The organism is Komagataeibacter saccharivorans (genome assembly GCF_004348195.1).
Taxonomy (GTDB): domain Bacteria; phylum Pseudomonadota; class Alphaproteobacteria; order Acetobacterales; family Acetobacteraceae; genus Komagataeibacter; species Komagataeibacter saccharivorans.
Window position 1 is genome coordinate 16,192 of the sequence record NZ_CP036405.1, and the last position, 23,559, is coordinate 39,750.

Here is a 23,559-nt window from a genome sequence, read left to right on the forward strand (position 1 = left end):
GGATCAGGGGCGAAAATCGGCCAAAACCGAGCATAATACCTATATATATTAATGGGTTGGAACGTTCATATCCCCGCGTGAAATAAGCCGGAATGCCATCCTGCTATCCACGGATATTTATGTTGTTTGTTGTGGCGGCATCGAAACGTGGACAGGCCGGGCGAGGAAGTGGGGCGCGGGCCTATGAACCCGGTTTCGACCTTCGGGATAAAAATACACGCCCTGATCGTGAATATGTCCTCTGATGGACAAGGGTGGGATAGAGGGTACATGCCTGCGGGTCCGTTCCCCTGTAACGGAAGACGGGCATGCGATCGGGGTGTGGGGAATGGACCTGATCGCCAGCGGCGAGGGAACATTATCCCCCGATCATCGTGAAATATGCCTGCTGCGGTCAGCCCATAAAAAAAGCGCCTGCCTTTCGGCAGACGCCATGCGTTCGGTCATTCCGAAGCAGAATTTTCTATCCGTAATCCGGACTTATTTTCCTGTGGTCATGGAAGGAGGTGCCACGGTATCTCAGAACGGCGCGTCGATATCCACCACGTCAATCAGCTTGGCATTGACGAATTCCTTGATGCCAAGGCCGATCAGTTCGCGTCCGTAACCCGAACGCAGCACGCCGCCGAAGGGCAGGTCGGCCTTCACCATGGTAGGATGGTTGACGTACACCATGCCGGTTTCAATCTTCGCCGCCACGGCTTCGCCCCGCGCCTCGTCTTTCGTAAAGACGGAACCGCCCAGACCGTAGGGTGAATCATTGGCGATGTTGATCGCGTCTTCTTCATTCTTCGCGCGGAACAGCAATGTTACCGGGCCGAAAAACTCCTCCCGTCGCGCGGGGTTGTCTTCCGCGATGTCGGACAGGATCACGGGGCGGAAGAATGCGCCGGTATTGGGCATGGGCAGCGGGATTTCTTCCGCCTTCGCACCGCCTGCAATGGCGCCTTCCACCTGTTTTTTCAGGTTGTCCACCGCGCCCTGCGATGACAGCGGGGCCAGTGTTGTCGCCGGGTCCATGGGATCGCCCATCTTCAGTTTCGCAACGCCATCCCGATATCCCTGCACGAACCGGTCATAGACCTGATCGACAACGATAAGCCGCTTGGCGGATACGCAGACCTGACCGGCATTCCAGTGCCGCCCGAATACGGCCCATTTGATGGTTTTCTCAAGGTCCGCATCCTCAAGAACGATGAAGGCATCGGACCCGCCCAGTTCCATGGTGGATTTCTTCAGCGCCGAACCGGCGGCGGCGGCGATCTTCGCACCTGCCCCCTCGGACCCCGTCAGCGCCACGCCGCGCACGCGGTGGTCGGCCACGATGCGGGCCACCTGATCATGCGTGGGGTACAGGTTACGGAACCCGCCCTTGGGCAGTCCGGCCTCGATCATCAACTGGTCCATGGCGGCGGCGGATTGCGGCACGTTGGAGGCATGTTTCAGCACCACCGTATTACCCGCCGAAAGCTGCGGTGCGATAATGCGGGCCACCTGATAATAGGGGAAATTCCATGGCTCAACCGCCAGCAGGATGCCCAGCGGCTGGAATACGATCTTGGCGCGGCCTTCATCGCGGCTGGCGACCGGCAAGTCCTGCGGTTGTAGCAGGCTTTCGGCATTTTTGGCGTAATATTCAAAAATCGCGGCGGAAAGCTCGGTTTCGGCCCTGGCTTCCGAAATGAGCTTTCCCATTTCCCGCGTCAGGATTTCGGCATATTTTTCGATATCGCGGCGCAGGATGTCGGCGGCCTTCTGCATGACCTGCGCGCGCTGGGCAAAGGATGTCCCGCGCCATGACAGGAATGCCGCGTGGGCCTGATCCAGCGCCATATCAACTTCGGCATCCGTGGAATTGGGATAGATCCTGATCTGTTCATTCGTAAACGGATTGATCGTCGCATAAGCCATTGAACGTGGTCCTTCTGATAATCCGGGGTGGTCAGGTATTGCGCGCCATAACGGCGCGTGGCGCGCGCGGTTGCGCAGGTCGGTCGCAATACTGTGGCATGACACCGGCATTGCGCCGGTTGCCGCATCCCGGTTGATGTTCTCCCGTCTGTCAGCCTTCACACCGGAGCCGGTCTTTCCACCCCGCAAGAAGGACGGCCCTGCGATCATGTCCAGCCGGGTTCCGGTAAGGGTATTTCGGTCATGAGCCTGCCGGAAACCGGAATCGGGAACGTCCCGGTGAAGGGCTGATCCTGTCGGCTGTGATGGGGCGACAGAAAAAACGCTGTCATAAATGCAGCATGCACGCCAGCCACGTCTTGTTGAACGCATGGGGGCGGGCTGGCTGCGTAAACAGTCAGATGGCGTACGTCGGCTGACATGCTGCCCCTGAAAAAACGCAACTATGCGTAACGGAACCCGTTGCAGGGAAAGCGGCCTTTTCCTCTGGCCCCATGTTTGCGGCTGCATGCGTTATCTGCGCCTGCGGGCGGAAAGCAGGCCCGTTCCCAGCAGAATGGAGATTTTCCGTGGCCGGACTGGATTCCCTTTTTCTGGCGCGACTGCAGTTCGCATTTACTGTCGGATTTCATATCGTCTTTCCGGCCTTTTCCATCGGCCTCGCCGCCTTTCTGGCGGTGCTGGAGGGGCTGTGGCTGAAAACCGGCAGGCAGGTCTATCTGGACCTGTTCCGCTACTGGCTGCATACCTTTTCCATCGTCTTTGGCATGGGTGTGGTGTCCGGCCTGGTCATGTCTTACGAATTCGGCACGAACTGGGCGCGGTTTTCACAGAAGGTCGGCCCCATTCTCGGTCCCCTGCTGGGCTATGAAGTCATGACCGCCTTCTTTCTGGAAGCTGGTTTTCTGGGGATCATGCTGTTCGGCATGAACCGGGTCGGCCCCAAACTGCATTTCTTCGCTACCTGCGTGGTGTCGCTCGGCACCCTGATTTCCATGAGCTGGATACTCGCCTCCAACTCGTGGATGCAGACCCCGCAGGGCTATACGATGGAAGCGGGGACAGGGCGTTTTATCCCGCATGACTGGTGGGCGATCATCTTCAATCCATCTTTCCCCTTCCGGCTGGTTCATATGGCGCTGGCGGCCTTCCTGTCCGTCGCGCTGCTGGTGGGGGGTGTGGGCGCGTGGCACCTGCTGCGCGCGCGCAGGGCGGGGCAGCAGCCAACGGAAGCGGTCAGGATCATGTTTTCCATGGCCATGTGGATGGCTGCGATCGTCGCCCCCATACAGATCCTTGCGGGCGATACGCAGGGGCTGAATACGCTGAAATACCAGCCTGCCAAGATTGCCGCGATGGAAGGGGACTGGGAGTCCGAAAGCTACGCGCCGGAACTGCTGTTCGGCATTCCGGACATGCAGAATGAGGTCACGCGCTACCGCATCGCCATTCCCTATGCCGGTTCACTGATCCTGACCCACAGCCTTTCGGGCAAGGTGCCGGGGATGAAGGACTACCCCCGCGACCAGCGCGCGCCGTCCTATGTGGTGTTTTTCAGTTTCCGCATCATGGTCCTGCTGGGCATGCTCATGGCGGCCCTTGGTTTCTATTCCGTCTGGCTGCGCTGGCGGGGGCGGTTGTGGTCGGATGTCCTGCTCCAGCGTGCGGCCCTGATCATGGCGCCCGCCGGGTTTATCGCCCTGCTGTGCGGCTGGGTCACGACCGAGGTGGGGCGGCAGCCCTTCACCGTTTATGGCCTGCTGCGGACGGCGGACAGTGTTTCCCCCGTTCCGGGTGGTGCGGTGGCGGGCACGCTGGTCAGTTTTGTCATCGTCTATTTCATTGTCTTTGCATCCGGCATCAGCATCCTGCTGCGGGGCTTCATGAAAGAACCCCATGTCAATGAAGCTGCCCCGGACCGTCATCAGCCCCAGCGCGCGGCCGCGATGGCGGCCCCCATTTCCGATACGATTCCGCCATCCCGTCCCACCCGTGAAGGAGAATGACCATGGACCCGACCGGTGCGACGTACTGGCTGCCTATCGTGTGGGCCGTTCTGGCGGCCATGGCGATCTTCATTTACGTGGTGCTGGACGGTTTCGATCTCGGGCTTGGCATCCTGTTCCTTGCTGAACCCGACAGGACACATCGTAACCTCATGGTCCAGACGGTCGCCCCGGTATGGGATGGGAACGAGACGTGGATGATATTCGGCGGGGCGGCCCTGTATGGCGTTTTTCCCAATGCCTATGCCACCATCCTGCCTGCGCTCTATCTGCCGGTTCTGGTCATGCTGTTCGCGCTTATCATCCGGGGTGTCGCGTTTGAATTCCGTTCCAGAATGCATACGGAGCGCAACCGGGACCTGTGGGATACGGGATTTTTCGTGGGGTCACTGATCGCCGCAATCATGCAGGGCGTGATTCTGGGCACACTTGTCGGGGGGATCAGGGTCGAGAACAATGCCTTTGTCGGCGGAAGCCTTGACTGGCTTGCCCCATTTCCCCTGTTCTGCGGCGTGGCGGTTGCCTGCGGTTATACATTGCTGGGGGCGACCTGGCTTGTCTGGCGTACGGAAAGCGACCTGCAGACCACCATGCGTAAATGGGCGGGCATCCTGTCCGTCCTCATGCTGCTGATGATCGGCGTTGTGTCCCTGTGGACCCCGGCGCTGCACGCGACTTACATGCAGCACTGGACGGACTGGCCGCGCATCCTGTTTGTCGCCCCGGTTCCCGTAGCGGTTGTGGCGCTGGCCATTACGATGTTCCGTGCCCTGCGTGGCAGGACATCACGCCGCATTCCGTTCCTGTGTGCCCTTGGGTGGTTTTTCCTGTCCTTTACGGGGCTGGGCATCAATATATGGCCCTACATCGTCCCACCCGGCATGACGATCTGGGATGCATCGGCACCGCCGACCAGTCAGGCTTTCCTGCTGGTGGGTGCGCTGGTGCTGCTGCCGCTGATCCTGACCTACACGGCCTATGCCTATCATGTATTCCGCGGGCCGGTGAGCGTGCATGGCGAGACTTACCATTGAAGGGGGCGTTCAGGCATCGCCCCCTTGGGTCGCTGGGGACCCGGTTACTGTGGTTTGTCGCCCTGTGGGTGGGGGGTGTCAGCGCGCTGGCCGTGGTGGCGGGGGTGCTGCGACTGCTGATCCATCCCTGAATTGTCGCGACATGGCGCAGTGTATCACCCGGCCAGCATGCGCGCCTTCAGTCGGACGAGGGTACGGCTGAAAGTGTCGGGGGACCCGAGCGCCCGCGCCAGTACGATGGCCCCCTGAATCCCCGCCACCACCTCTTCCGCCTGTTCGCGTGCCCTGGGTGCGGCGTGTCCCAGCCGGACCAGCGCGGTTTCAAGTGCTGTGATCCAGCGGGCGAAATAGCCTTCGATCACGACCGCGAAGCGGTCACGGCTGTCACCCAGTCCCAGAAGACCAACCAGGCAGATCCGCTGGCCCGAGCGGAAATAGTCACTGACCGCGCCAAACATGCCCTCGATCACATCGCGGGGCTGGTCGGTCGCCCGCAGCGGGGCGAAGATATGCCGTTCAAACCAGCCATCAATCTCCGCCAGAACGGTTGCCGCCATCTCCTCCTTTCCGCCGGGAAAGAAATGATACAGGCTTCCTTTCCCCAGACCGGTTGCACGCGAAATCAGGGCAAGGCTTGCCCCTTCATACCCATGTTCTCGAAACACTTCCCCCAGTTGGGGAATGATGTCGGCCTTTTCACTGACCAGACGGGCCATGGTTACAGCCCCAGTTCGCTCAGTGAGGGGTAATCAAGCGGGCGCTGCGTGCCAGACCAGAGCAGTTTGCGGTCCGTTTCGGCAATGGGAAGGTCGTTGATTGACGCCACCCGGTGGCGCATCAGGCCATCGTCATCGAACTCCCACAACTCGTTCCCGTAGGAGCGGAACCACTGCCCCGCATCATCATGCCATTCATACGCAAAGCGGACCGCCATCCGGTTAACCCTGAATCCCCATAATTCCTTGACCAGACGGTATTCATGTTCCCGCGACCATTTGCGGGTAAGAAAAGCGGTGATTGCGTCACGTCCCTGTAAAAACTCGGTACGGTTCCGCCAGTTACTGTCTGGCGTATAGGCCAGCGCCACGCGGGCAGGGTCCTGGCTGTTCCAGGCGTTCTCGGCTGCCCGGACCTTTTCGGCAGCAGTTTCAGCGGTGAAGGGAGGAAGGGGCGGTGTAGGCATGGGCGACTCCGTACCAAATGGTTTTGTGTGTACCAAACGGCACAGGATTGATGATGAAAAGCAAGCCCGCGAATGGAAACGGGGCAAATCCCACTTCGGGCATCGGCGGTCATGCAGTCAGGTGATGGGGTGTACGGATTTCAGGAAATTCAATCATAATTATTTATCGGAATCATATGAGAAAGATATATGAAGGATTCCATTGCCGGGAACACATCAGGCCAGAGAATCCCGCATATAGAAATACCCGTCTAATTTTATCAGTATTATATTTCCGCCCAGTGTGAGCAGCGTATTTTCATCGTTCGTTGGCGGTATTTGGGTCTGTGATTTCGATATTTTTGTCATATACGGTTCTGTATGGTCATGCGCTGAAACCCCGATCCGTTTCCGCTTCAGGTGGTGGTCGCTACTTCCCACCACATGGATGACACCCGCACCATACTTCCGAAATAAAATAGGTATTATTATTTACATCAACTGGATATGACTTTTAAAACCGAGCAATGCAGCGTCGCGCAGGTTGGACTGGGCGTTGGGGTGAATATAGTATTCGAACAACGGGGTGAAGATAACACCCGGCATGACATGTATGGCATAGTTCGCTTCCATGACGACGGTATCGCGCTGCACGCCGGTTGCATGGTTGGGCAGGCTGCTTCTGTTGCCGCTATCAATCATGTCCTGTTCCGCCAGCGTTACGCCATCGGCAATCCGTGTATAGGTCAGGGCAAAGCCCATCGTGTCATACGGACGTGCGCGGAAGGCACCGCGATTGAGCAGCGCCGCGTAGACAAGATATTTGCGCAGTGACGTGCGCGGATCGTTATAGATCACGCCGGACAGCGCGGTCAGGCCGGAATCCTTGTCGTGGTAATGCAGCAGGCGCTGGTCAAACATTACCCATGTGGACCATGACGCGCCATGCTGCTTCTGCTTGCGGCCCGTCAGTCCGTAAGGCGCGTCATTTACATCAAGGTAATTGTCACTCTGCGGCGTGCTGAACAGTTGTGCACCGAATTTATAATGCCCCGGCAGCGTGCCGTGACGGAAAACAGGTTCCCATGCGGTTTCTATCGGCGCGGCATAACCGATGATGTTCGCGCCGTTGAACTTGAATCCCGTCCGGTGCTGGAACACCTGATAAATCCCGTTTTCAATCGGGTACAGCCCGGTCTGCACATAGACGGACCGCGCGGGACGGCCGCGCACGCGGAATCCCCATGTGGATGCGGGGTAGCCGGCGGCGAAATTGGTGTCGGTAATGCCCTTGGGGCGACCACAGATACTGCCGTTCTGGAAGTTGCAGAACAGGGGACTGGCCGCAAAATCCGATATTTCGGCCATGCGGCCCGCTGCAATCGCCAGTCGCCCGCCCAGAAGCGTTTCCTCACCATAGGCATAGACAAGGTGGACCACCACGTTACCGCCGCCGCCATAATCTTCGGACGCATGGTTCAGCCAGTCGCCAAACATGCGGTTGGCCGTCGTACCATAACGGCCAACGGTTACCATATGGGTGGCGAACCCGTGCCAGCCCGCCAGTTTGTCCCAGTCCATGTCAAGCTGCATGGCGTATTGCCCGGCATTGCTTGCGCCCTGTTTATAATTGCTGAACCCCGGCGTACTGCCGCGCGTGGGCGGGGTTATGGCGCCCGCGAATTCGTTGGTGTTGTCCACAAGGAAGTTGATTCCCCGACGGCGCAGCCATTTTGACACGGGGTTAGGCGCCACCGCTTCCGGTTCGGAAAACGGCGGTACGGTAGTCTTGCGCGTGGCATGGCTGGGCAGTGGGCGTGACACCAGCAGGCTGGGGGCCGAACCGATATCGCGGTCCATGACCTGTGCCCCGGCGCGTGGGGTACCATACAACATGCAGCCCAGCGCAAGTGGCAGCGTATACAGGGCCGTGCGCGCAACGTGACGCACGTGACCGGCCAGCAGGCGCGCCGAACGGGCACGCACTGGAATTGCGGTAGCAGGAAACATGAGGATGCGCCCCATTAATGTATGAAAATCGACGCAATAAGGCAGAAGACCAGTCCACATACGGCAATCAGCGTTTCCAGGACTGACCATGTCTTGATGGTCTGCGGTACGGTCAGGCCCAGATATTCCTTGATCTGCCAGAAACCGGCATCATTCATCGGGCCGAAGGCAACCGATCCCGCCCCGGTCACCAGCACCATGAGTTCGGGTGAAACCCCGGTGCTGTGTTCCAGAATGGGGGCGACAATACCGGACGCCGTCGCCATCGCCACGGTGGACGACCCGCACGCCACACGCACGATGGCCGCCAGAACCCACGCCAGCACCAGCAGTGGCATATGGGCGCCAAGGGCTGCATCGGTAATGGCGCGCGATACCCCGCTGTCGATCAGCACCCGGCCAAAGCCGCCGCCTGCGCCGATCAGCAGCATGATGAGCGCCGTGGGACCAAGGCATTCGTTAGTGAAGCGCAGGATGGTGGCGGCGGAAAATCCCTGCGCCACCCCCAGCACGTAAAAGGACAGCAGTGTTGCCAGCGCAAGCGCTATGTCCGTATTGCCCACGAAATGCAGCACGGTATTGGCCGTGCCGTGTACCGTCGTGATCCGGTCGGCCAGCGATCCGACCAGCATCAGGACAACAGGCGAAAGGATGGTAAACACCGTCAGGAAAAAGCTCGGCATATTGGCTGCCGGTTCGTGTTTTACGAACTGTTCCGCCAGCGGGTTTACCCCGGTCAGCGGCACGCGGGCGGAGGCAAAGCGACCAAAGACCGGCCCGGCAATCACCGCGATGGGCGTGCCGATCATGATACCCAGCATGATCGTATGGCCGATATTGGCGTGATACGCGCTAAGGGCCAGCAACGCCGCCGGATGCGGCGGAATAAGCGCATGCGTGACCGACAGCGCCGCCCCCATAGGTAACGCCACCCGCAGCAGGGGCATATTGGTGCGGTCAGCCAGCACGAACACCAGCGGAATGAGCAGCACGAAGCCTACCTCAAAAAACACCGGCAGGCCGATCAGCAGGCCAATCACCATCATGGCCCAGTCCACGCGTTCGCGCCCTGCAAACCCGGATATGGTCAGTGCAATACGGTCTGCCCCGCCAGATTCCGCCAGCATCTTGCCCAGCATGGTGCCAAGCGCGATGACGGTGCCAACATGGCCCAGCACATGTCCCGCGCCATTTTCAAAGGACGCAACGACATGATCTGCCGGCATGCCTGCAAAAAGGGCAAGGGCGATGGATACGATGAAAAGAACAATGAAGGGGTTCAGACGGAACCGGGCGATCAGAACAATAACGGCCAGAATTGCCGTTAGCGCAAGAGAGATGGCAAATGCCGCGCTCATCCCATAAATACTCCCATGGTTTGACACACGGCCTAACGCCTGTGGCTGACGGGAAGGTCAGGCCATAAAGAAAATGTTATAAAAGAACTCCCATCCTGTAACTGTTCCAGTTTTTGTAGCGGTATCTGCAATAAAAACAGACATCGAAGCTAAAATATACACGAAATGTAACAGTAGGATTTTCATAAATTGTGCATTGCACAATATGTGCTACAGGCCGAGGGATTGAAGCGCCGTTGATTGGTGTCGTCGTGCCTTACTTCATAAAACATGGCTATTTTGAGTTGAAATTTTCCACTTATGGTCCCGTATCCGGGAGGGGAAGAGTTTCATGAAGGCGTCAAAGTTCACCGAGGTTCAGGTCACGTTTGTTTTGAAACAGGCGGAAGGGGCATCCCTGTTGCCGAGGTCCGTTGGAAGGCAGGCATTTTTCCTCTGATAGACAAGGTTCGGCCTGATCTGGAAGATCAGCGCCAATTTCAGTTAACAGACCCGCCGGCAGGGTTTCGGTCATGACGCAGATGAGGCCGGTCATGGCCAGCACGGGCAGACAGGCAGTCGCTCATCGGTTTTTTGCGTGGGTATCGGGATGGTCCGGGTCATGGGCCACCCATATATGGACCGGACGATATGCATATAGGGAGACAGTAGTCTTGGCAATAATTTCTGGATTAATTAATATGGAAGTCTTTCCACAGGAGCGATAACATGGCGCGGACCGGGCGTCCCCGTGAATTTGACCGCGACAGGGCGATTGAAGCCGCCACGGCGCTCTTCTGGGCGCAGGGCTACGAACCAACCTCCCTGACCCAGCTCAAGGCCAGCATGGGCAATATTTCGCCTGCCAGTTTCTATGCCGCGTTCGGCTCGAAGGAAGCCCTGTTCCGGGAAGTCGTGCAGCATTATCTGGCGACGTATGGGCAGGTCATGGTGCCTTTATGGGATGAAAGCCTGCCACCGCGCGAGGCCATCGAACGGACGTTGCGCGGTTCGGCACGTATGCAGTCTGCCCGCGCACATCCGGCCGGGTGTCTGGTCGTGTCTGGTGCCAGCAACTGCTCACCCGAAAACGAACCCGTTCAGGCTCTGCTCGCTGCGGAACGACAGCGCACGCGTGCAGGCATCAGAGCCTGCGTGGAACGTGCCATCGCCATTGGCGAATTAAAAGCGTCTGCGGCGACCGATATTCTGCCTGATATTCTCACAACCTTCTTTCACGGCATGACATGCGAGGCCAGGGACGGGATGACGTCAAAAAAACTGGATGCGGCCGTCACGTCTCTCCTGACATTGTGGGATGTCAACGCGGTGAAGCCGGGAGCAGGAAAACGGTCCCAAAAGCGCTGACGAACTGGCGGAAGCAAGGCTGGGTGGCTACGGCACTCTAATTATGTATCGAACAATCCATAATTTCTTGACCCTACGTCGCGCTTCTTTTATGGATCGGTCGGTATGGAAATGGTGTTTTTCGGAACACAACGCCATGCCTCCTCAAGGAATCCGATCATGAGCATCTCAAAAATCGCACTCGTCACGGGCGCCAATCGCGGCATCGGCTACAGCATCGCGAAGCATCTGACCGCCGCCGGCATCAGCGTGATCGGCACCTGGCATGCCAATGAAGGCGAGGCGAAAGCAGCGGAAGCCGCCCTCAGTCAGGAGGATGCAAAGCTGCACATGCTGCAACTGGACATTGCGAACCACGCGTCGTTCACGGATTTTGCAGGGCAAGTCAAAGCCCTTCTCGCAAACGAGTTCGGGCAGCGGGAACTGAATTATGTCGTCCAGAACGCAGGCAACATCATTCACACACGTTTCGACGCCGCGACATCCGAACAGCTCGACAATCAGTACAACATCCACTTCAAGGGGCCATACCTGCTGACGGCAGCGCTCCTTCCGCTGATCCGCGATGGTGGCCGCATTCTCAACATCACCTCTGCCGCGACGCGCTTCTATCTGCCCGATCATGGTCCTTACGCGGCCATGAAAGCCGCAACTGAAGTCATCTCCCTTTATATGGCGAAAGAGTTGGGCGAGCGCGGCATTACGGTCAATGCCGTAGCCCCCGGCGCGGTCGCATCGGACTTTGGCGGCGGTCTGGTCCGTGACGATGCCGGGATCAACAGAAGCCTCGCAGAGATCACGCCCCTGGGACGCGTCGGTCAGCCCGATGACATCGGGGCGGCGGTCCGCGGGCTTCTGTCTGACGACATGCGCTGGGTGAATGGTCAACGTATCGAGGTGACAGGAGGCCAGTCGCTATGAGCGACCCGACAGACATTAGAGGGGGCTACTCCATGATCCATGTTATGGCCAGCAGCGTCATTCCTGCATCCGTTTCATCCGTCTGGGGACTGATCCGTGATTTCGGCGCCCTTGGTCGCTGGTTGCCGGGTGTGAAAAGCTGCGTGATCGAAGGCGATGATCCCGGCGACCGTGTCGGCGCGGTCCGTCGCCTTGAAATGGGCGATGTCGGCGTCATTCGTGAACAGCTTCTGGCGCTGTCCGACGTGGATCATGCGGTGACGTTCTCGATCATTGAATCGGCTTTGCCGATCCGAAACTACCGCTCGACAATCGCGCTTTTGCCCGTAACCGACGGCAACCGTACCTTTATCCGGTGGTGCGGTCAGTTTGAAGCGGCTGCCGGACATGCAGCCGGGATGGAGGCCAGAATGCCAACACACATCTATCAGCCAGCATTCAATAGACTGACGGACATAATGACAGCGGCAGGAACACGGTCATGAGCAGTTTTTATGGCAAATCCGTCCTCGTGCTTGGCGGCAGCCGTGGGATTGGCGCTGCCATTGTCCGTCGCTTTGCAGCGGATGGCGCGCAAGTCGTTTTCACGTATTTTTCCTCCCCTGACGATGCCCAGGCATTGGCGGCCGAGACCGGGAGCAGGGCCCTGCGCGCCGATAGCGGCGAGCGCGATGCTCTCATCGCGCTGATCGTCTCGCTTGGTCCTCTGGATGTGCTGGTTGTCAATTCCGGAATTCTTGGTGCGGGCGACCCACTGAAAATGCCGCCAGATGACATCGACCGGCTTTTCCGCATCAATACCCATGCCGCATACCACGCGGCGGTTGCCGCCGCACGGAATATGCCGGACGGCGGCCGCATTATCTTCATCGGCTCGGCCAATGCCGACCGTATGCCGATGACTGGCCTTGCAGCCTACAGCGCCAGCAAGGCGGCACTGAAAGGTATGGTCAAGGGACTGGCGCGCGATTTCGGGGCGCGTGACATTACCGTCAATGTCGTTCAGCCCGGCCCCACCGATACCGACATGAACCCCGCCGATGGCCCGCTGAAGGACGTGATGCACGACTTCATGGCAATCAAACGCCATGCTACGGGGGCGGAAATTGCGGGGCTGGTCGCATATCTTGCTGGACCAGAAGCAGGCATCATCACTGGCGCCGCATACAACATCGATGGTGGCTTTGCGGCCTGACCGAATAACCGATTGCAAACCATCTGCTGGAAAAAAGGAACGAGGGCAATGACCCATTCATCCGGCAACGCCACCAGATCCGGTAATTTTGCGATCGGCGGCGATCTTACCATTCACCGGCTCGGTTTCGGCGCAATGCGCATTACCGGATCAGGCATATGGGGGCCGCCAGCCGATCATGACGAGGCCATCCGCACGCTGAAGCGCCTTCCCGAACTCGGCGTCAATTTTATCGATACGGCGGACGCCTATGGGCCGGATGTCTCGGAATGGCTGATCAGGGAGGCGCTGCATCCTTATCCCAGGGGCATCGTGATCGCCACGAAGGGCGGCCTGACCCGCTCGGGGCCGGACATCTGGAAGCCGGTCGGGTGACCGGAATATCTGCTTCAGCAGGTGCACAAAAGCCTGCGCAACCTCGGCGTCGAGCAGATCGATCTGTGGCAGTTACATCGGATTGATCCCAAGGTTCCGGCGGACGAGCAGTTCGATGCGATCAGATCCTTTATCGACCAGAAACTGATCCGTCATGCGGGATTGAGCGAAGTATCCATCGAGGACATCAAGGCTGCATCGAAATTCTTTAACGTAGCAACCGTCCAGAACCGTTATAATCTCGTTGATCGTACCAGCGAGGACGTGCTCGATTATTGCGCCGCCCGGAACATCGGGTTCATTCCGTGGTTTCCGCTCGCGGCTGGTGACCTTGCGAAGCCGGGCTCAGTTCTGGACACCATGGCAGGGAAATACGGCGCCCATCCCAGCCAGATCGCACTGGCATGGGTTCTGAAACGCAGTCCGGTAATGCTGCCAATTCCCGGCACCTCGAAGGTTGCACATCTGGAGCAGAACGTCGCCGCCGCTGACATCACTCTATCCGACGAAGACTTTGCCGCACTGGATTCAGAAGGACGAAAGGCGTTTCAGTCAACGCCGTAGCGGTGCATGCCCTCCACTTCGGCGGTGTTGCATGCGCCCGACAGAAAAGTGGTATATGGAAAACCGCCCCCGACATGCGACAGGGGGCGGAATTCTCTGGCAGGATCAGGGAGTATGAACCAGCTTGCGGTTCAGGAATTCCTCAATACCAAATTCGGAAAGTTCACGGCCATAACCGGAGTTCTTGATCCCGCCAAATGGCAGGTCGGGCGCAGTGCCGGTAATGTTGTTGATGAACACCATGCCCGTGTCGATCCGTGCCGCAACGCGGCGGCCACGCTCTACATCGCTGGTCTGGATGGAACCACCCAGGCCATATGGTGAATCATTGGCCAGAGCGACAGCTTCATCGTCACTCCCGACGGAATGGATGATGGCGACAGGCCCAAATATTTCCTCATAGAAAATGGGGTTGTCTCTGGTGATGCTGGTCAGGATCGCGGCCTTCATGAAAAAACCTTCACGGTCGATCTTCTTGCCGCCCACAACCAGTTCGGCCCCGTGGGACACGGCCTTTTCCACCTGTGAAATGGCCCGTTCCATGGCGGCCTGACTGCTCATCGGTCCATGGCTGACACCCTGTTCCAGCGGGTCGCCATACTCGAATTCGTTCACCGCCGTTTTCAGACGTGACGTGAATTCCTCAACCAGCGACTTATGTACGATCATTCGCTTGGCGGCGGTGCAGACCTGACCGTTATTGGACATGCGCCCACTGATGGCCAGCGGCACGACTTTATCCAGATCGGCGTCATCCAGCACGATGAACGCGTCCGACCCGCCCAATTCCATCGTGCTTTTCTTCAGCGCACGGCCCGCCTGAGATGCAACGGCGCTACCGGCGCGTTCACTTCCGGTCAGGGCGACGCCGCGTACCTCGGGGCAATCGATCAGCTTTTCCGACTGGTCATTGGTAATGAACAGATTTGTATAGGCACCTTCGGGCGCGCCTGCTTCACGGAACAGTTCTTCAAACGCCACCGCGCATTGTGGCACGCTGGGCGCGTGTTTGACCATTACGACATTACCCGCCATCAGGTTGGGGGCCGCGACGCGGGCTAACTGATAATAGGGGAAGTTCCAGGGTTCCACGCAATAGATGATGCCCAACGGTTCGCTAGTGACGATGGCGTGTCCCCGGGATACCGGCAGTTCACGTGGTGCCAGAAAAGTTTCAGCCTTTTGCGCGTAGTAGGCGAGGATGTCAGCCGAAAGCTCGATTTCCCCGATGGCTTCGGGCAGGATCTTACCCATTTCGATGGAAATCAGGCGGGCATGCTTCTCCTTGTCCTTGCGCAGGATTTCCGCAGCTTTGAGCATGACTGCCTTGCGCTGCGCGATGGAACGGCGCCGCCAGTCGCTTTCCCACAACTGGTGGGCGGTGGACAGTTTCGCGTGCATCGTCTTGTCGTCATGAAGGTCAAAGACCTTTTCCGTCTTGCCGGTAGCCGGGTTGATGGTGCGATAGGGGCTCATGTCATCATGTCCTTTATGGCTGCTGCGCCAGTCATCGTTGTTGGCGACCGAAGGATTGGGAACTGGTTCTCGGGTCAGGTATGCTCCTGGCGGGGGCGACCTGTTTGGGACGCTCTCCCTATCGTGACTATATTTATCCGTATCGTGTCAATGCGCGGTGGGAACAGGGCAGGGGCTCGCCCAAAGGGTTAGCGGTGCCCATGTGCAGGCATTCGGGGCGCAATAGGTGGTGTGAAGATCAACGTGCCGCGTTATTATCACGCAAGGTTTATCACCATGTGGTAGCCCGAAAATGTTTTTGATGAAATTTTCGTTCAAAAGCGTCAGGTCAGACCATTTCCACCCCATCGACAGAGGCAGTTCGATCCCAACCACCAATAAGCGCCGCTCCATGATCGCAGGAAAGAAGACGGTCATGTCCTACTAAAGCACGTTGACCTGAAAAACAAAAATATAGATCGTAAGTTCACAAAGAAAAAACCTGTCGTTTCATTATTCACTAAGTGCTCAACGGTAACGCCTCCAAGATTGATGGCTGGCTCAAGAACGCCAGAGATGGAAATGCAATCCTCCTTGAAGGACACACCTCAGGGGGAGGAACTGTCGTCATCGAGAGGGCCAATCGGCAGCGCAAGACTGCGCGGCGCATTCAAGTTACAATTGTCAAAAAAGAACACAATGGAATGATCTACTATGTCCAAACTGTTAAACTTGACTAAATATGATATTCTCGACCTGTTTCCGCGTCTCTCTAATCTGGGCGCGAGCTCGTTTGGCGAGGATCCTGAGCTCTTTGGCGATACACTGTTCGAGGTCATTGAAGATGCGCCGCGCATGCATCGCCTGCCGTTCAAGCAGCAGACAGTCAACGAATTAAGGACGTTACTGGCCTATAGCGATATGGACCTCGATCGCGTCAGTTGGGCTGTGCTCGGTATGGACCCCACGGCGGATATTGAAGAACCACCTAACTGGGGCAGCTTTCCAAGCCTGCGGGCATTTTGGTCAGCCGTTCTGCATACCTTTGAAAATGACCCCGAGGTGCGGGCGGGAAGAGAGATTGACCGCGACGGGTAGGAGCCGGGAATTCACCAACATGGAATACAGAAATGTCTGTTTCCATGTGTTGGCGTTCCAGAAACAGACCATCCGCTTACCCCCCCTTAGCTGCCTGTCTGTTCAGTGAACATCAAGCAGACAGGCGGTGATCGCCTTCATGGCGGACGATTTAGGTCGCTCTTATTTGCCTGATATCGGACTTTGGTCTCCGGCGTAACGCGTGGGTCTGGTTATGAGAGGCGATCGTTCGTCGGGGTACCCATGTCTACCTGACACAAAACGAGTTCGACGCCTTCGTTTCGTTCGTCTACAATCCAGGAAGAGGTTGGCCGGGTGTCCGTGCTGCTATTAACACCGGCGACAAACGCAAGGCCGTCAGGATCATCGAGGAGCAGGTGCGCTCGAAAGGCAAGATGATGAACGGTCTGGTCAAGAGACGCCACGACGAGGCTACACTTATGCTGGAAGAACGATATTGATGATCCGCGCTATCCTGAGCCTGATTTGCGCTGTCTGTATCGGCGGCACCGCACACGCGGGCGCCAAACCGGAGTCTTTAGAAGAGCAGTCTTACAACGGTAATACGATGTTCAACGAGGAGCTCGATGGAAAGGCGTTTCTCAATGGGCGGTTGATTGTGCGCGTTGAGCGTGTTTCGACCTGTGTGTCGGCGGTCTGGACCCGCAGCGGCGATGTCGGATCGCCGCTGCGGCGCGACCTGCTGGAATGGGACAAAATGTTTAATGGCGATCCTTCGAACGACGCCCGGTCTTACTATTTGACGTTCGTCTATGCCGACCATCGGCGCGACGATATCATGTCCATGCCTCTTACGGCGCATCCGGACGATTTTGAAGATACGGCTGGTGTCACCCTTCTATCGTGCGATCCGAAACGACATCATCGCAAGTAACGGTCTCTGCGCCGGGCGATCCGGCCGGAAACATAACGCTCGGCGGGTCTGCCAGAGCAGATCCCGGTCAGATGGGATCATATGAACGGGTGAAGATGCTCACAAAAATCAATGAAACAGAGCCTTTCTGCTGAACCAGAGTTCAGTGGAAATTCTCCAGAAGCTGTTTATCTCCCACAGTCGACCTTTCGCATTCGCTCCCCTTAAACTGCCTGTCCGCTCAAGAAATAGAAGCGGACAGGCGGGATGCGCCTTCAATTCGGATATTCAGGATACTTTGTCGCTTTCCGTATAGCGGACCTGCGTGTGGTATTCTGCCCGGTCAAGGTTCGAATCTCATCAGGTGGGCCATGCGGAATAGCGATCCGCCAACGGTGTCGAGGACAGCATCATTTCTGGCGACTTTCGGTTGTTCCGAATAGGGGCAACTCATGCCTTCATGACATCTGCCAGAGGCTTGTTCCGCGTCATATCAAACTGCTTCATCATCTCCACAGTATTTATGCGTGTCACGTCATGGGCAGCACCGCCACCATACCGTTGAGCAACAAACGGATATCTGGCGGGATGGAACCAGTAGCTGCGCTCGGGCGGCAGATATCCACGCATCCACCAGTTGCAAGTGTCGTTGGTAGTGTTCTCCTGCAACCACACAACGTTCAGAAAACCCCACGGGATCAATAGATCCGTGGAGTTTCCGTTATTCGCATGTCAGATTGAATTGGATAATTCTAAATTGTGCCAGTTCATGTCTTGTTACGAATGCGCGAAAACCACCCTGATTTTTTTGAAGGGGGTGGATAAACCTGTGTGCCAGCAAGAGATTCAATACGTTCGCAATTCCAGACACCATCGTCTATTGCTTGTTGGAGCATGGCTAATGTGACTGGTACTGTTGTCGGTTTGCGGACTGGTTTGCCCAGCAAAAGTTGCCAGATCAGAAATCGAAAAAAAACAAAGAGGATAACAGGGATAATTAATAAAACCTGTGTTTCATCATTAAAATATCGATAATAATCAAAATCCCCCACCTTGATTGAGAATGTTTCTGCATAAGATTCCATGAAGTAATGAGCATCAATTCCGTCCAGACTAAAATCCTCTACTACTCTTGTTGACGGTTTAATTTCTTCCTCAGAAATTTCTTGTTCAGAAATTAAGAAATTTTTTAGTTTATCTGAGATAATATACATTTAAAAAATCCTGTCTTCAGATTTAACCAGACGATAATACTGTTGAGAAGTATTATAAACAATTTTCGATACGTCGTAAAAGGTGATAGCAACACCTACATACGGCAGCAGATTTTGAATGCTCAGGGTGTCCCAAAATACAGGGGCTATTCAGAAGGCGGCTGTGGCCTCAGATGAAAACGGGTGATCTCGGATGGCCTGCCCAGCCGGAGTGCGAAGCCCGACCACAGTCCGGTGCCGTTACTGACGTAAAGCGTCATTCCGCCAATATTGTAGCGCCCGGAGACAAACCCGTTGTTGCCACGTGCAACGAGACGGTCGAGACCGAAAATCATCCCGCCATGCGTATGTCCCGATAACTGAAGGGCAACACCCTGTGCGGCAGCAGCGCGCGCATCACCGGGTTGGTGGTCGAGCAGCACGACCGGCGCCCCGGCGGGACGGCCTGCAAGGGCCGCTGCCAGATCCGGGCCAGCCTGTCCATGCCCGGGCGCCGACCGGTCGGTGACGCCAGCAAGTACCAGCTTGGCTCCGTCCCGTGTGATGACAGCATGGCGGTTCAGCAGCATGTGAAAGCCCAGTTCCGACAGGTGATGTATCCAGTCGGCGTAGTCGAAGAAATATTCATGGTTTCCCGGTATCGCCAGAACACCGTCCGGCGCATGCAACTGCGCAAGAGGGGTCACGTCAGCGCGGCGCATGGCCACCGAACCGTCAATGAAATCGCCCGTCACAACAATCATGTCGGCGTCAGCCGCGTTGGTGCGGTCCACAACTGCCTGTACCCATCTGGCGGGGAAAAGCCGACTGATATGCATATCGGTCAACTGGACCAGCCGATACCCGTCAAACGCTGGCGGCAGGCCGGGAATGGTGATGGTCACGTCCCTGACCGGTGGAACCCGCAGCGCGTTGGCGACACCGATGGCAGACAGCATGCCCGCAATCGCGCCCACGGTTACCCGCGCGTCCGCCGGGATATGCACCGGCTGCCATGTCACCAGCGCAACCAGCAATGCGCCGAGATCAAGTGTGATCTGAAGCAGCGTGAGGAACAGGATCGCCCCAAACGCCCAGTTGAACATGATGACAAGAGGGCGGGGAAATTCTGGCGCGAAGATGGAACCCGAAGAAAGCCGGGACCAGTAATGATAGAGTGCGGCTACAACCACCAGTGCGGCCACGGGTATTTTCAGGCCCAGCGGAAGTGGTAACGGCCAGAGCCAGTTCAGGATCACGACAAGAAGGGGTAAACCGAAAACAACAAGGCGCATTACAATCAATATCCTCGCACGAAAGCGCAGGGAGACATCTTCCGTCCCCCTGCGCACGGGCCACACACAGTGGTAAAATGTCTGTCTGGTCGTCAGGTGTGCCCGTTATGCCAGAAACAGGGGCACTGAGGCTTCAGGAGAATTTTTCCCCGACCATTTCCTCGCTCTTTGCCCACAGGGCTTCGGCGTGTACGGGATCGACCGCGTAGGCCCGTACGCCCTCACTGACCAGGGTGAGTGACCTGTCATCGGGCACGACCGGGCTTACGTGGCAGTCTTCGCAGTAATGGCCGCCGACCGCATCAGCTTCCGCCACCACACCGGCCCAGACCGACGTGGCCGCCCCCTGCGGAATGGTCTTGAACTGGAACGGTGGTTTGCCGTCTGCTGCGGCCTGTTCATTGATCCTCGCCACCATCGCCTCGATGCCGCCTGCTGGCATATAACGCGTCAGTTCGGTCAGGATTCCACCCGGATGTATCGCCGTGGCGCACACGCCGCGTGCGCGATGCCGTGCGTCAAACGCAACGGCGAAGAGGATATTGGCCGTCTTGGAGCGCCCGTAGGCGACAAAGGGATCGTACGGGGTATGCTCGAAATTCGGGTCTTTCAGGTCAACATCGGCAAAGCGATGTCCGGCCGAGGATACATTGACCAGCCGGGACCCGGTACGCATCAGTCCCGCAATCCGGTTGACGAGGACGAAGTGTCCCAGATGATTGGTGCCGAACTGGGTCTCGAACCCGTCCTTCGTATGGCCGAACGGCGTGGCCATCACGCCCGCATTGGCGATGACCAGATCGAAGGGCAGAGCGGTTGCGTTCAGCTTATCGGCACAGGCGCGCACACTGTTCAGATCCGCGAGGTCAAGGGCGATCAGTTCGAACGTACCGCCCCCACGTTTAGCGTCGGCACGGACCTGCCCGGTAGCATGTTCCGCTTTTGCCAGATTGCGTGCGGCACCCACCACCTGGGCGCCATGTGCGGCAAGGGCGCGCGCGGTTTCAACGCCCAGACCAGCGGAAACGCCGGTCACAAGGACACGTTTACCCTTCAGGGATACGCCGGAGAGGACATCTTCTGTCGTCGAACTCGCGCCAAAAATCTGTGTCATGGGTGGAACTCCTTAAAAGGATGCATCCGTTTTTTGCCGAAGTGGCATGCGGGGTGTTATATGGAGCATGGCTCCGCTTGATATATGCGGAGAGTCACTCCGTTTAACAAGAGGGAAACCGGTGACCGACGAAAAAAAGCCGCGCCGCCGACCGCGCAGCGATGGACAGCGCAACAGGGAAAACCTGCTGAAAGTGGCGAAAGCCGCGTTTACGGCGGGGGAAGTCGATATCCCGCTGGACGAGGTCGCCCGTCGTGCAGGGGTCGGGATCGGAACGCTTTACCGTCACTTTCCCAATCGCGATGCGCTGATCGAGGCGGTCTATCGCGCTGAACTGGACAGTCTGGCGGATGCAGCGCCAATTCTTGCCGCGCAGCATCCACCAGTGGAAGCGTTGCGTGCATGGATGCGGCTGTTCGTGGATTACATTGCCGCCAAGCTGGTCATCGCTCCCGCCCTCAACGGGCTGGCGGGCGGCACGGGCGCGCTCTACGCCCAGTCCGGCACGGTCCTGCAGGACGCGATCGAGAAACTTATGGCGGCAGCCGTTGCCAGTGGGGACATCAGCGCGGATATCGAGCCAGTCGACCTGCTCCGTGCCCTGGCGGGGGTTTCTAACTACGCTGCTGGTCCCGGCTGGGAGAGCAGTGCGAAGCGCCTTGTCGATATTCTCATCGCCGGATCACGGGCGCCGACATCGTGATGCCGCGTGATAGAGAATTATGTCGATAGTGCTCTCGGGTAACCCGAATGTCCATTCATGGCCGGGAAGCATGGAAACCCGATATTCGATCGGACAGCCATGATGGCAGCATGCCTGAAAGGCCACATTGTATCGAAACGTCACAGCGCCGTTCTTATGTTGATAATGATTATTATATTCATATAAGGAGGGGCACTGACGCAAGCTGTCAAGGAACCTTCAGGCTGTGGCCTCGACCGATCACCTTCTGGAAACCTATCTTGCGAACCGGCCCCGTTTCGTATCTTTCGCAACCTCCATGGTCGGCTGCACGGCACAGGCGGAAGATATTGTGCAGGATGCTTTTGTTCAGGTCGCATCCGTAAAAAGGCAGGGCATTGTTTTCAATCCCGTCGCATACCTGACCGCAATAATACGGAACCTTGCGCTTGATCATCTGCGTGCTGCGCACAGGCAGATTCCAACCGAAATCGATCATACCCTGCTGGCTGATACAGGTGCGGGGTCCATATCGCCCGAAGCCCATTGCGGGCACCGGCAGGAACTTCATTCCGTGGCGAATGTCCTGACCAGCCTGCCGCCACGCACCCGCCGCGCGTTCGAGATGTACCGCATCGGCGGCTATACATTGCAAGAAATCGCAACTGTTCTGGGCGTCTCCACCACACGCGTGCATAAGATGATCCAGACCGCGCTGGTTGCCTGTGCAACGGCCCTGCCAGATATGGAGCCGTAAAGATTTTTTTCTTACCGTTGAAAAACAGGTCCCTGTCACGTCCCTGTTTCTGGGAACACGCTCAACGCTACTGGCGTGGAAGGAAGGGGAGGGGCAGATGAGCACACAGCCAACACAGGACGCCGGGCGCGTCATGCTGGAAGCCGCCACCTGGAAAATCCGCCTTAATGAAGCACGGCATGATGAAACGGTACAGGCGGAATGCGCCGCGTGGCGTGCGCTGGACCCCGCCCATGAACGGGCATGGCGCCGGATGGAACGCGTATGGGCCGTCACTGGCGAACTGCTGCCACCCATGGTGCAGGCACCTGACCAGCGGCCCGCAACATCCTGCCCGCCTGCGGCCAGCAGGTCATACGCCCCCTTGCGACGCCGGTTGCGGATTGCCGCAGGCTGCATGCTCCCGTTGGCAGCCAGCCTTCTGGCCTTCGCCACGCCGGACCTCATGTTGCGCCTGCGGGCTGATTATTACACAAAAACCGGTGAAACCCGCACGGTCATCCTGTCTGACGCGACGGCCGTGACCCTGGCGGGCCATTCCGCCATTGCCGTGCATTATTCGGGTCGGGAACGGGGAGTTACGCTGCTGGCCGGGGAGGCGTTTTTCAATGTCGCGCATGACGGAAAACACGGCTTTGCCGTCAGGGCAGGAAATGTCACGGCCCGCGATATCGGCACCACTTTTGATGTGCAGATGACCGGCCCTGATGTGCGTGTTGCCGTGCGTGAAGGAATTGTGGACGTAGCACGCCAGTCTGACCCCGCCCTGCGCCTGACCGCAGGCCAGCAATGGACGGTCGATCAGCATACGGGCAAGACGCATCGTGGCGCGATCGACCCGGATGAAGTCGGTTCATGGCGTTCAGGGCAGATGGTGCTGAATGACGTACGGTTCTCCGAAGCGATCGAGGTTATGGGGCGCTACTATCCGGGTACCATCGTGACCCATGGCTTGGAACACGACACCATCCCGGTAGGGGGGGTATATGACCTGCGCCACCCCAGGGAGGCGCTGGAAGCCCTGTGTGCGCTGCATGGGAACAGGCTTGTTTCGCTCCCCGCCGGCTTCACCCTGATACTGGCCAGCCACAATGCGCCCTGACGGGCCGGAACGGCAACCCGGCGCTTTTTGTCTCGAAGTGCGAAAAAAAGTTTCACTGCCCCGTTAAAAAAAAATCGTCTCAACGGACATGAATATACGCGAGTGC

At 57.7% G+C, this 23,559-nt stretch carries 24 protein-coding genes and 1 pseudogene; 15 read left to right on the forward strand and 10 right to left on the reverse strand.

Features of this window, described 5'->3' with window-relative positions; all coding sequences use genetic code 11:
- Positions 1 to 519 precede the first annotated feature (519 nt).
- Positions 520 to 1,911, reverse strand: coding sequence for an NAD-dependent succinate-semialdehyde dehydrogenase (locus KSAC_RS14345; RefSeq protein WP_132306538.1), 1,392 nt, complete (start codon positions 1,909 to 1,911; stop codon positions 520 to 522).
- Between the two features lie 569 nt (positions 1,912 to 2,480).
- Here KSAC_RS14345 and KSAC_RS14350 point away from each other — a divergent pair.
- Genes KSAC_RS14350 through KSAC_RS14360 form a run of 3 tightly spaced genes read left to right on the forward strand, consistent with a single transcriptional unit; the run spans position 2,481 to position 5,082 of the window.
- Complete coding sequence (locus tag KSAC_RS14350) at positions 2,481 to 3,917, forward strand: cytochrome ubiquinol oxidase subunit I (RefSeq protein ID WP_207918855.1); 1,437 nt, start codon at positions 2,481 to 2,483, stop codon at positions 3,915 to 3,917.
- Positions 3,918 to 3,919: 2 nt separating this feature from the next.
- Positions 3,920 to 4,951: a cytochrome d ubiquinol oxidase subunit II gene (cydB, locus tag KSAC_RS14355; protein ID WP_110547339.1), complete on the forward strand. Its 1,032-nt coding sequence runs from the start codon at positions 3,920 to 3,922 to the stop codon at positions 4,949 to 4,951.
- Positions 4,948 to 5,082, forward strand: coding sequence for a DUF2474 family protein (locus KSAC_RS14360; protein ID WP_174234174.1), 135 nt, complete (start codon positions 4,948 to 4,950; stop codon positions 5,080 to 5,082). Before cydB ends, KSAC_RS14360 begins: the two co-directional genes overlap by 4 nt.
- A 24-nt stretch (positions 5,083 to 5,106) precedes the next feature.
- Here the strand turns inward: KSAC_RS14360 and KSAC_RS14365 are convergent, their stop codons facing one another.
- From KSAC_RS14365 to KSAC_RS17860, 5 genes are all read right to left on the reverse strand, one after another.
- Complete coding sequence (locus KSAC_RS14365; RefSeq protein WP_132306346.1) at positions 5,107 to 5,667, reverse strand: TetR/AcrR family transcriptional regulator; 561 nt, start codon at positions 5,665 to 5,667, stop codon at positions 5,107 to 5,109.
- A gap of 2 nt (positions 5,668 to 5,669) precedes the next feature.
- The gene (locus tag KSAC_RS14370; protein ID WP_132306348.1) at positions 5,670 to 6,134 is read right to left on the reverse strand and encodes a nuclear transport factor 2 family protein; all 465 of its coding nucleotides are present in this window, start codon (positions 6,132 to 6,134) and stop codon (positions 5,670 to 5,672) included.
- A gap of 471 nt (positions 6,135 to 6,605) precedes the next feature.
- Positions 6,606 to 8,123: a carbohydrate porin gene (locus tag KSAC_RS14375; RefSeq protein WP_243705390.1), complete on the reverse strand. Its 1,518-nt coding sequence runs from the start codon at positions 8,121 to 8,123 to the stop codon at positions 6,606 to 6,608.
- A gap of 14 nt (positions 8,124 to 8,137) precedes the next feature.
- Entirely contained in the window at positions 8,138 to 9,481 is a 1,344-nt protein-coding gene (locus tag KSAC_RS14380) for a GntT/GntP/DsdX family permease (RefSeq protein ID WP_132306352.1), read from the reverse strand.
- A gap of 340 nt (positions 9,482 to 9,821) precedes the next feature.
- The gene (locus KSAC_RS17860; protein ID WP_165927352.1) at positions 9,822 to 9,995 is read right to left on the reverse strand and encodes a hypothetical protein; all 174 of its coding nucleotides are present in this window, start codon (positions 9,993 to 9,995) and stop codon (positions 9,822 to 9,824) included.
- A 194-nt stretch (positions 9,996 to 10,189) separates the two neighbouring features.
- Between KSAC_RS17860 and KSAC_RS14390 the strand changes: the two genes are divergently transcribed.
- From KSAC_RS14390 to KSAC_RS14410, 5 genes and pseudogenes are all read left to right on the forward strand, one after another.
- A complete protein-coding gene (locus KSAC_RS14390) occupies positions 10,190 to 10,828 on the forward strand; it encodes a TetR/AcrR family transcriptional regulator (RefSeq protein WP_132306354.1) in 639 nt (212 codons plus the stop codon).
- Between the two features lie 159 nt (positions 10,829 to 10,987).
- Positions 10,988 to 11,749, forward strand: a complete 762-nt coding sequence (locus KSAC_RS14395; RefSeq protein WP_132306356.1) for an SDR family NAD(P)-dependent oxidoreductase — start codon at positions 10,988 to 10,990, stop codon at positions 11,747 to 11,749.
- A gap of 32 nt (positions 11,750 to 11,781) precedes the next feature.
- Entirely contained in the window at positions 11,782 to 12,234 is a 453-nt protein-coding gene (locus KSAC_RS14400) for an SRPBCC family protein (protein WP_132306540.1), read from the forward strand.
- Positions 12,231 to 12,944 (forward strand): SDR family oxidoreductase, encoded by a 714-nt coding sequence (gene bdcA, locus KSAC_RS14405; RefSeq protein ID WP_132306358.1) that lies wholly within the window; start codon positions 12,231 to 12,233, stop codon positions 12,942 to 12,944. The genes KSAC_RS14400 and bdcA overlap by 4 nt, the downstream gene beginning before the upstream one ends.
- A 48-nt stretch (positions 12,945 to 12,992) precedes the next feature.
- Positions 12,993 to 13,883 (forward strand): annotated as a pseudogene (locus KSAC_RS14410) (aldo/keto reductase).
- A 105-nt stretch (positions 13,884 to 13,988) separates the two neighbouring features.
- On the opposite strand, the gene KSAC_RS14415 reads toward KSAC_RS14410, so the two are convergent.
- Entirely contained in the window at positions 13,989 to 15,359 is a 1,371-nt protein-coding gene (locus tag KSAC_RS14415) for an NAD-dependent succinate-semialdehyde dehydrogenase (RefSeq protein WP_132306360.1), read from the reverse strand.
- Between the two features lie 503 nt (positions 15,360 to 15,862).
- On the opposite strand from KSAC_RS14415, the gene KSAC_RS17775 reads away from it, so the two are divergent.
- From KSAC_RS17775 to KSAC_RS14425, 4 genes are all read left to right on the forward strand, one after another.
- Positions 15,863 to 16,078: an RNase A-like domain-containing protein gene (locus KSAC_RS17775; RefSeq protein WP_341812876.1), complete on the forward strand. Its 216-nt coding sequence runs from the start codon at positions 15,863 to 15,865 to the stop codon at positions 16,076 to 16,078.
- Positions 16,053 to 16,436 (forward strand): hypothetical protein, encoded by a 384-nt coding sequence (locus KSAC_RS14420; RefSeq protein ID WP_174234172.1) that lies wholly within the window; start codon positions 16,053 to 16,055, stop codon positions 16,434 to 16,436. The genes KSAC_RS17775 and KSAC_RS14420 overlap by 26 nt, the downstream gene beginning before the upstream one ends.
- Positions 16,437 to 16,687: 251 nt before the next feature.
- Positions 16,688 to 16,897, forward strand: a complete 210-nt coding sequence (locus KSAC_RS17865; protein ID WP_408884762.1) for a glycoside hydrolase family protein — start codon at positions 16,688 to 16,690, stop codon at positions 16,895 to 16,897.
- A complete protein-coding gene (locus tag KSAC_RS14425) occupies positions 16,897 to 17,331 on the forward strand; it encodes a hypothetical protein (protein WP_132306362.1) in 435 nt (144 codons plus the stop codon). Before KSAC_RS17865 ends, KSAC_RS14425 begins: the two co-directional genes overlap by 1 nt.
- A 746-nt stretch (positions 17,332 to 18,077) precedes the next feature.
- Here the strand turns inward: KSAC_RS14425 and KSAC_RS14430 are convergent.
- The 3 genes from KSAC_RS14430 to KSAC_RS14440 form a co-directional block, all read right to left on the reverse strand.
- Complete coding sequence (locus KSAC_RS14430) at positions 18,078 to 18,524, reverse strand: DUF1493 family protein (RefSeq protein WP_132306364.1); 447 nt, start codon at positions 18,522 to 18,524, stop codon at positions 18,078 to 18,080.
- Positions 18,525 to 18,670: 146 nt separating this feature from the next.
- On the reverse strand, positions 18,671 to 19,798 hold the full coding sequence (locus tag KSAC_RS14435) for a metallophosphoesterase (protein WP_132306366.1): 1,128 nt from the start codon (positions 19,796 to 19,798) through the stop codon (positions 18,671 to 18,673).
- 133 nt (positions 19,799 to 19,931) lie between these two features.
- The gene (locus KSAC_RS14440; RefSeq protein ID WP_132306368.1) at positions 19,932 to 20,912 is read right to left on the reverse strand and encodes an SDR family NAD(P)-dependent oxidoreductase; all 981 of its coding nucleotides are present in this window, start codon (positions 20,910 to 20,912) and stop codon (positions 19,932 to 19,934) included.
- 121 nt (positions 20,913 to 21,033) lie between these two features.
- On the opposite strand from KSAC_RS14440, the gene KSAC_RS14445 reads away from it, so the two are divergent.
- The 3 genes from KSAC_RS14445 (at position 21,034) to KSAC_RS14455 (ending at position 23,453) form a co-directional block, all read left to right on the forward strand.
- Complete coding sequence (locus tag KSAC_RS14445; protein ID WP_132306370.1) at positions 21,034 to 21,615, forward strand: TetR/AcrR family transcriptional regulator; 582 nt, start codon at positions 21,034 to 21,036, stop codon at positions 21,613 to 21,615.
- A 226-nt stretch (positions 21,616 to 21,841) separates the two neighbouring features.
- Positions 21,842 to 22,351: a sigma-70 family RNA polymerase sigma factor gene (locus KSAC_RS14450; protein WP_132306372.1), complete on the forward strand. Its 510-nt coding sequence runs from the start codon at positions 21,842 to 21,844 to the stop codon at positions 22,349 to 22,351.
- Positions 22,352 to 22,448: 97 nt separating this feature from the next.
- Positions 22,449 to 23,453: a FecR family protein gene (locus tag KSAC_RS14455; protein WP_132306374.1), complete on the forward strand. Its 1,005-nt coding sequence runs from the start codon at positions 22,449 to 22,451 to the stop codon at positions 23,451 to 23,453.
- Positions 23,454 to 23,559: the final 106 nt, after the last annotated feature.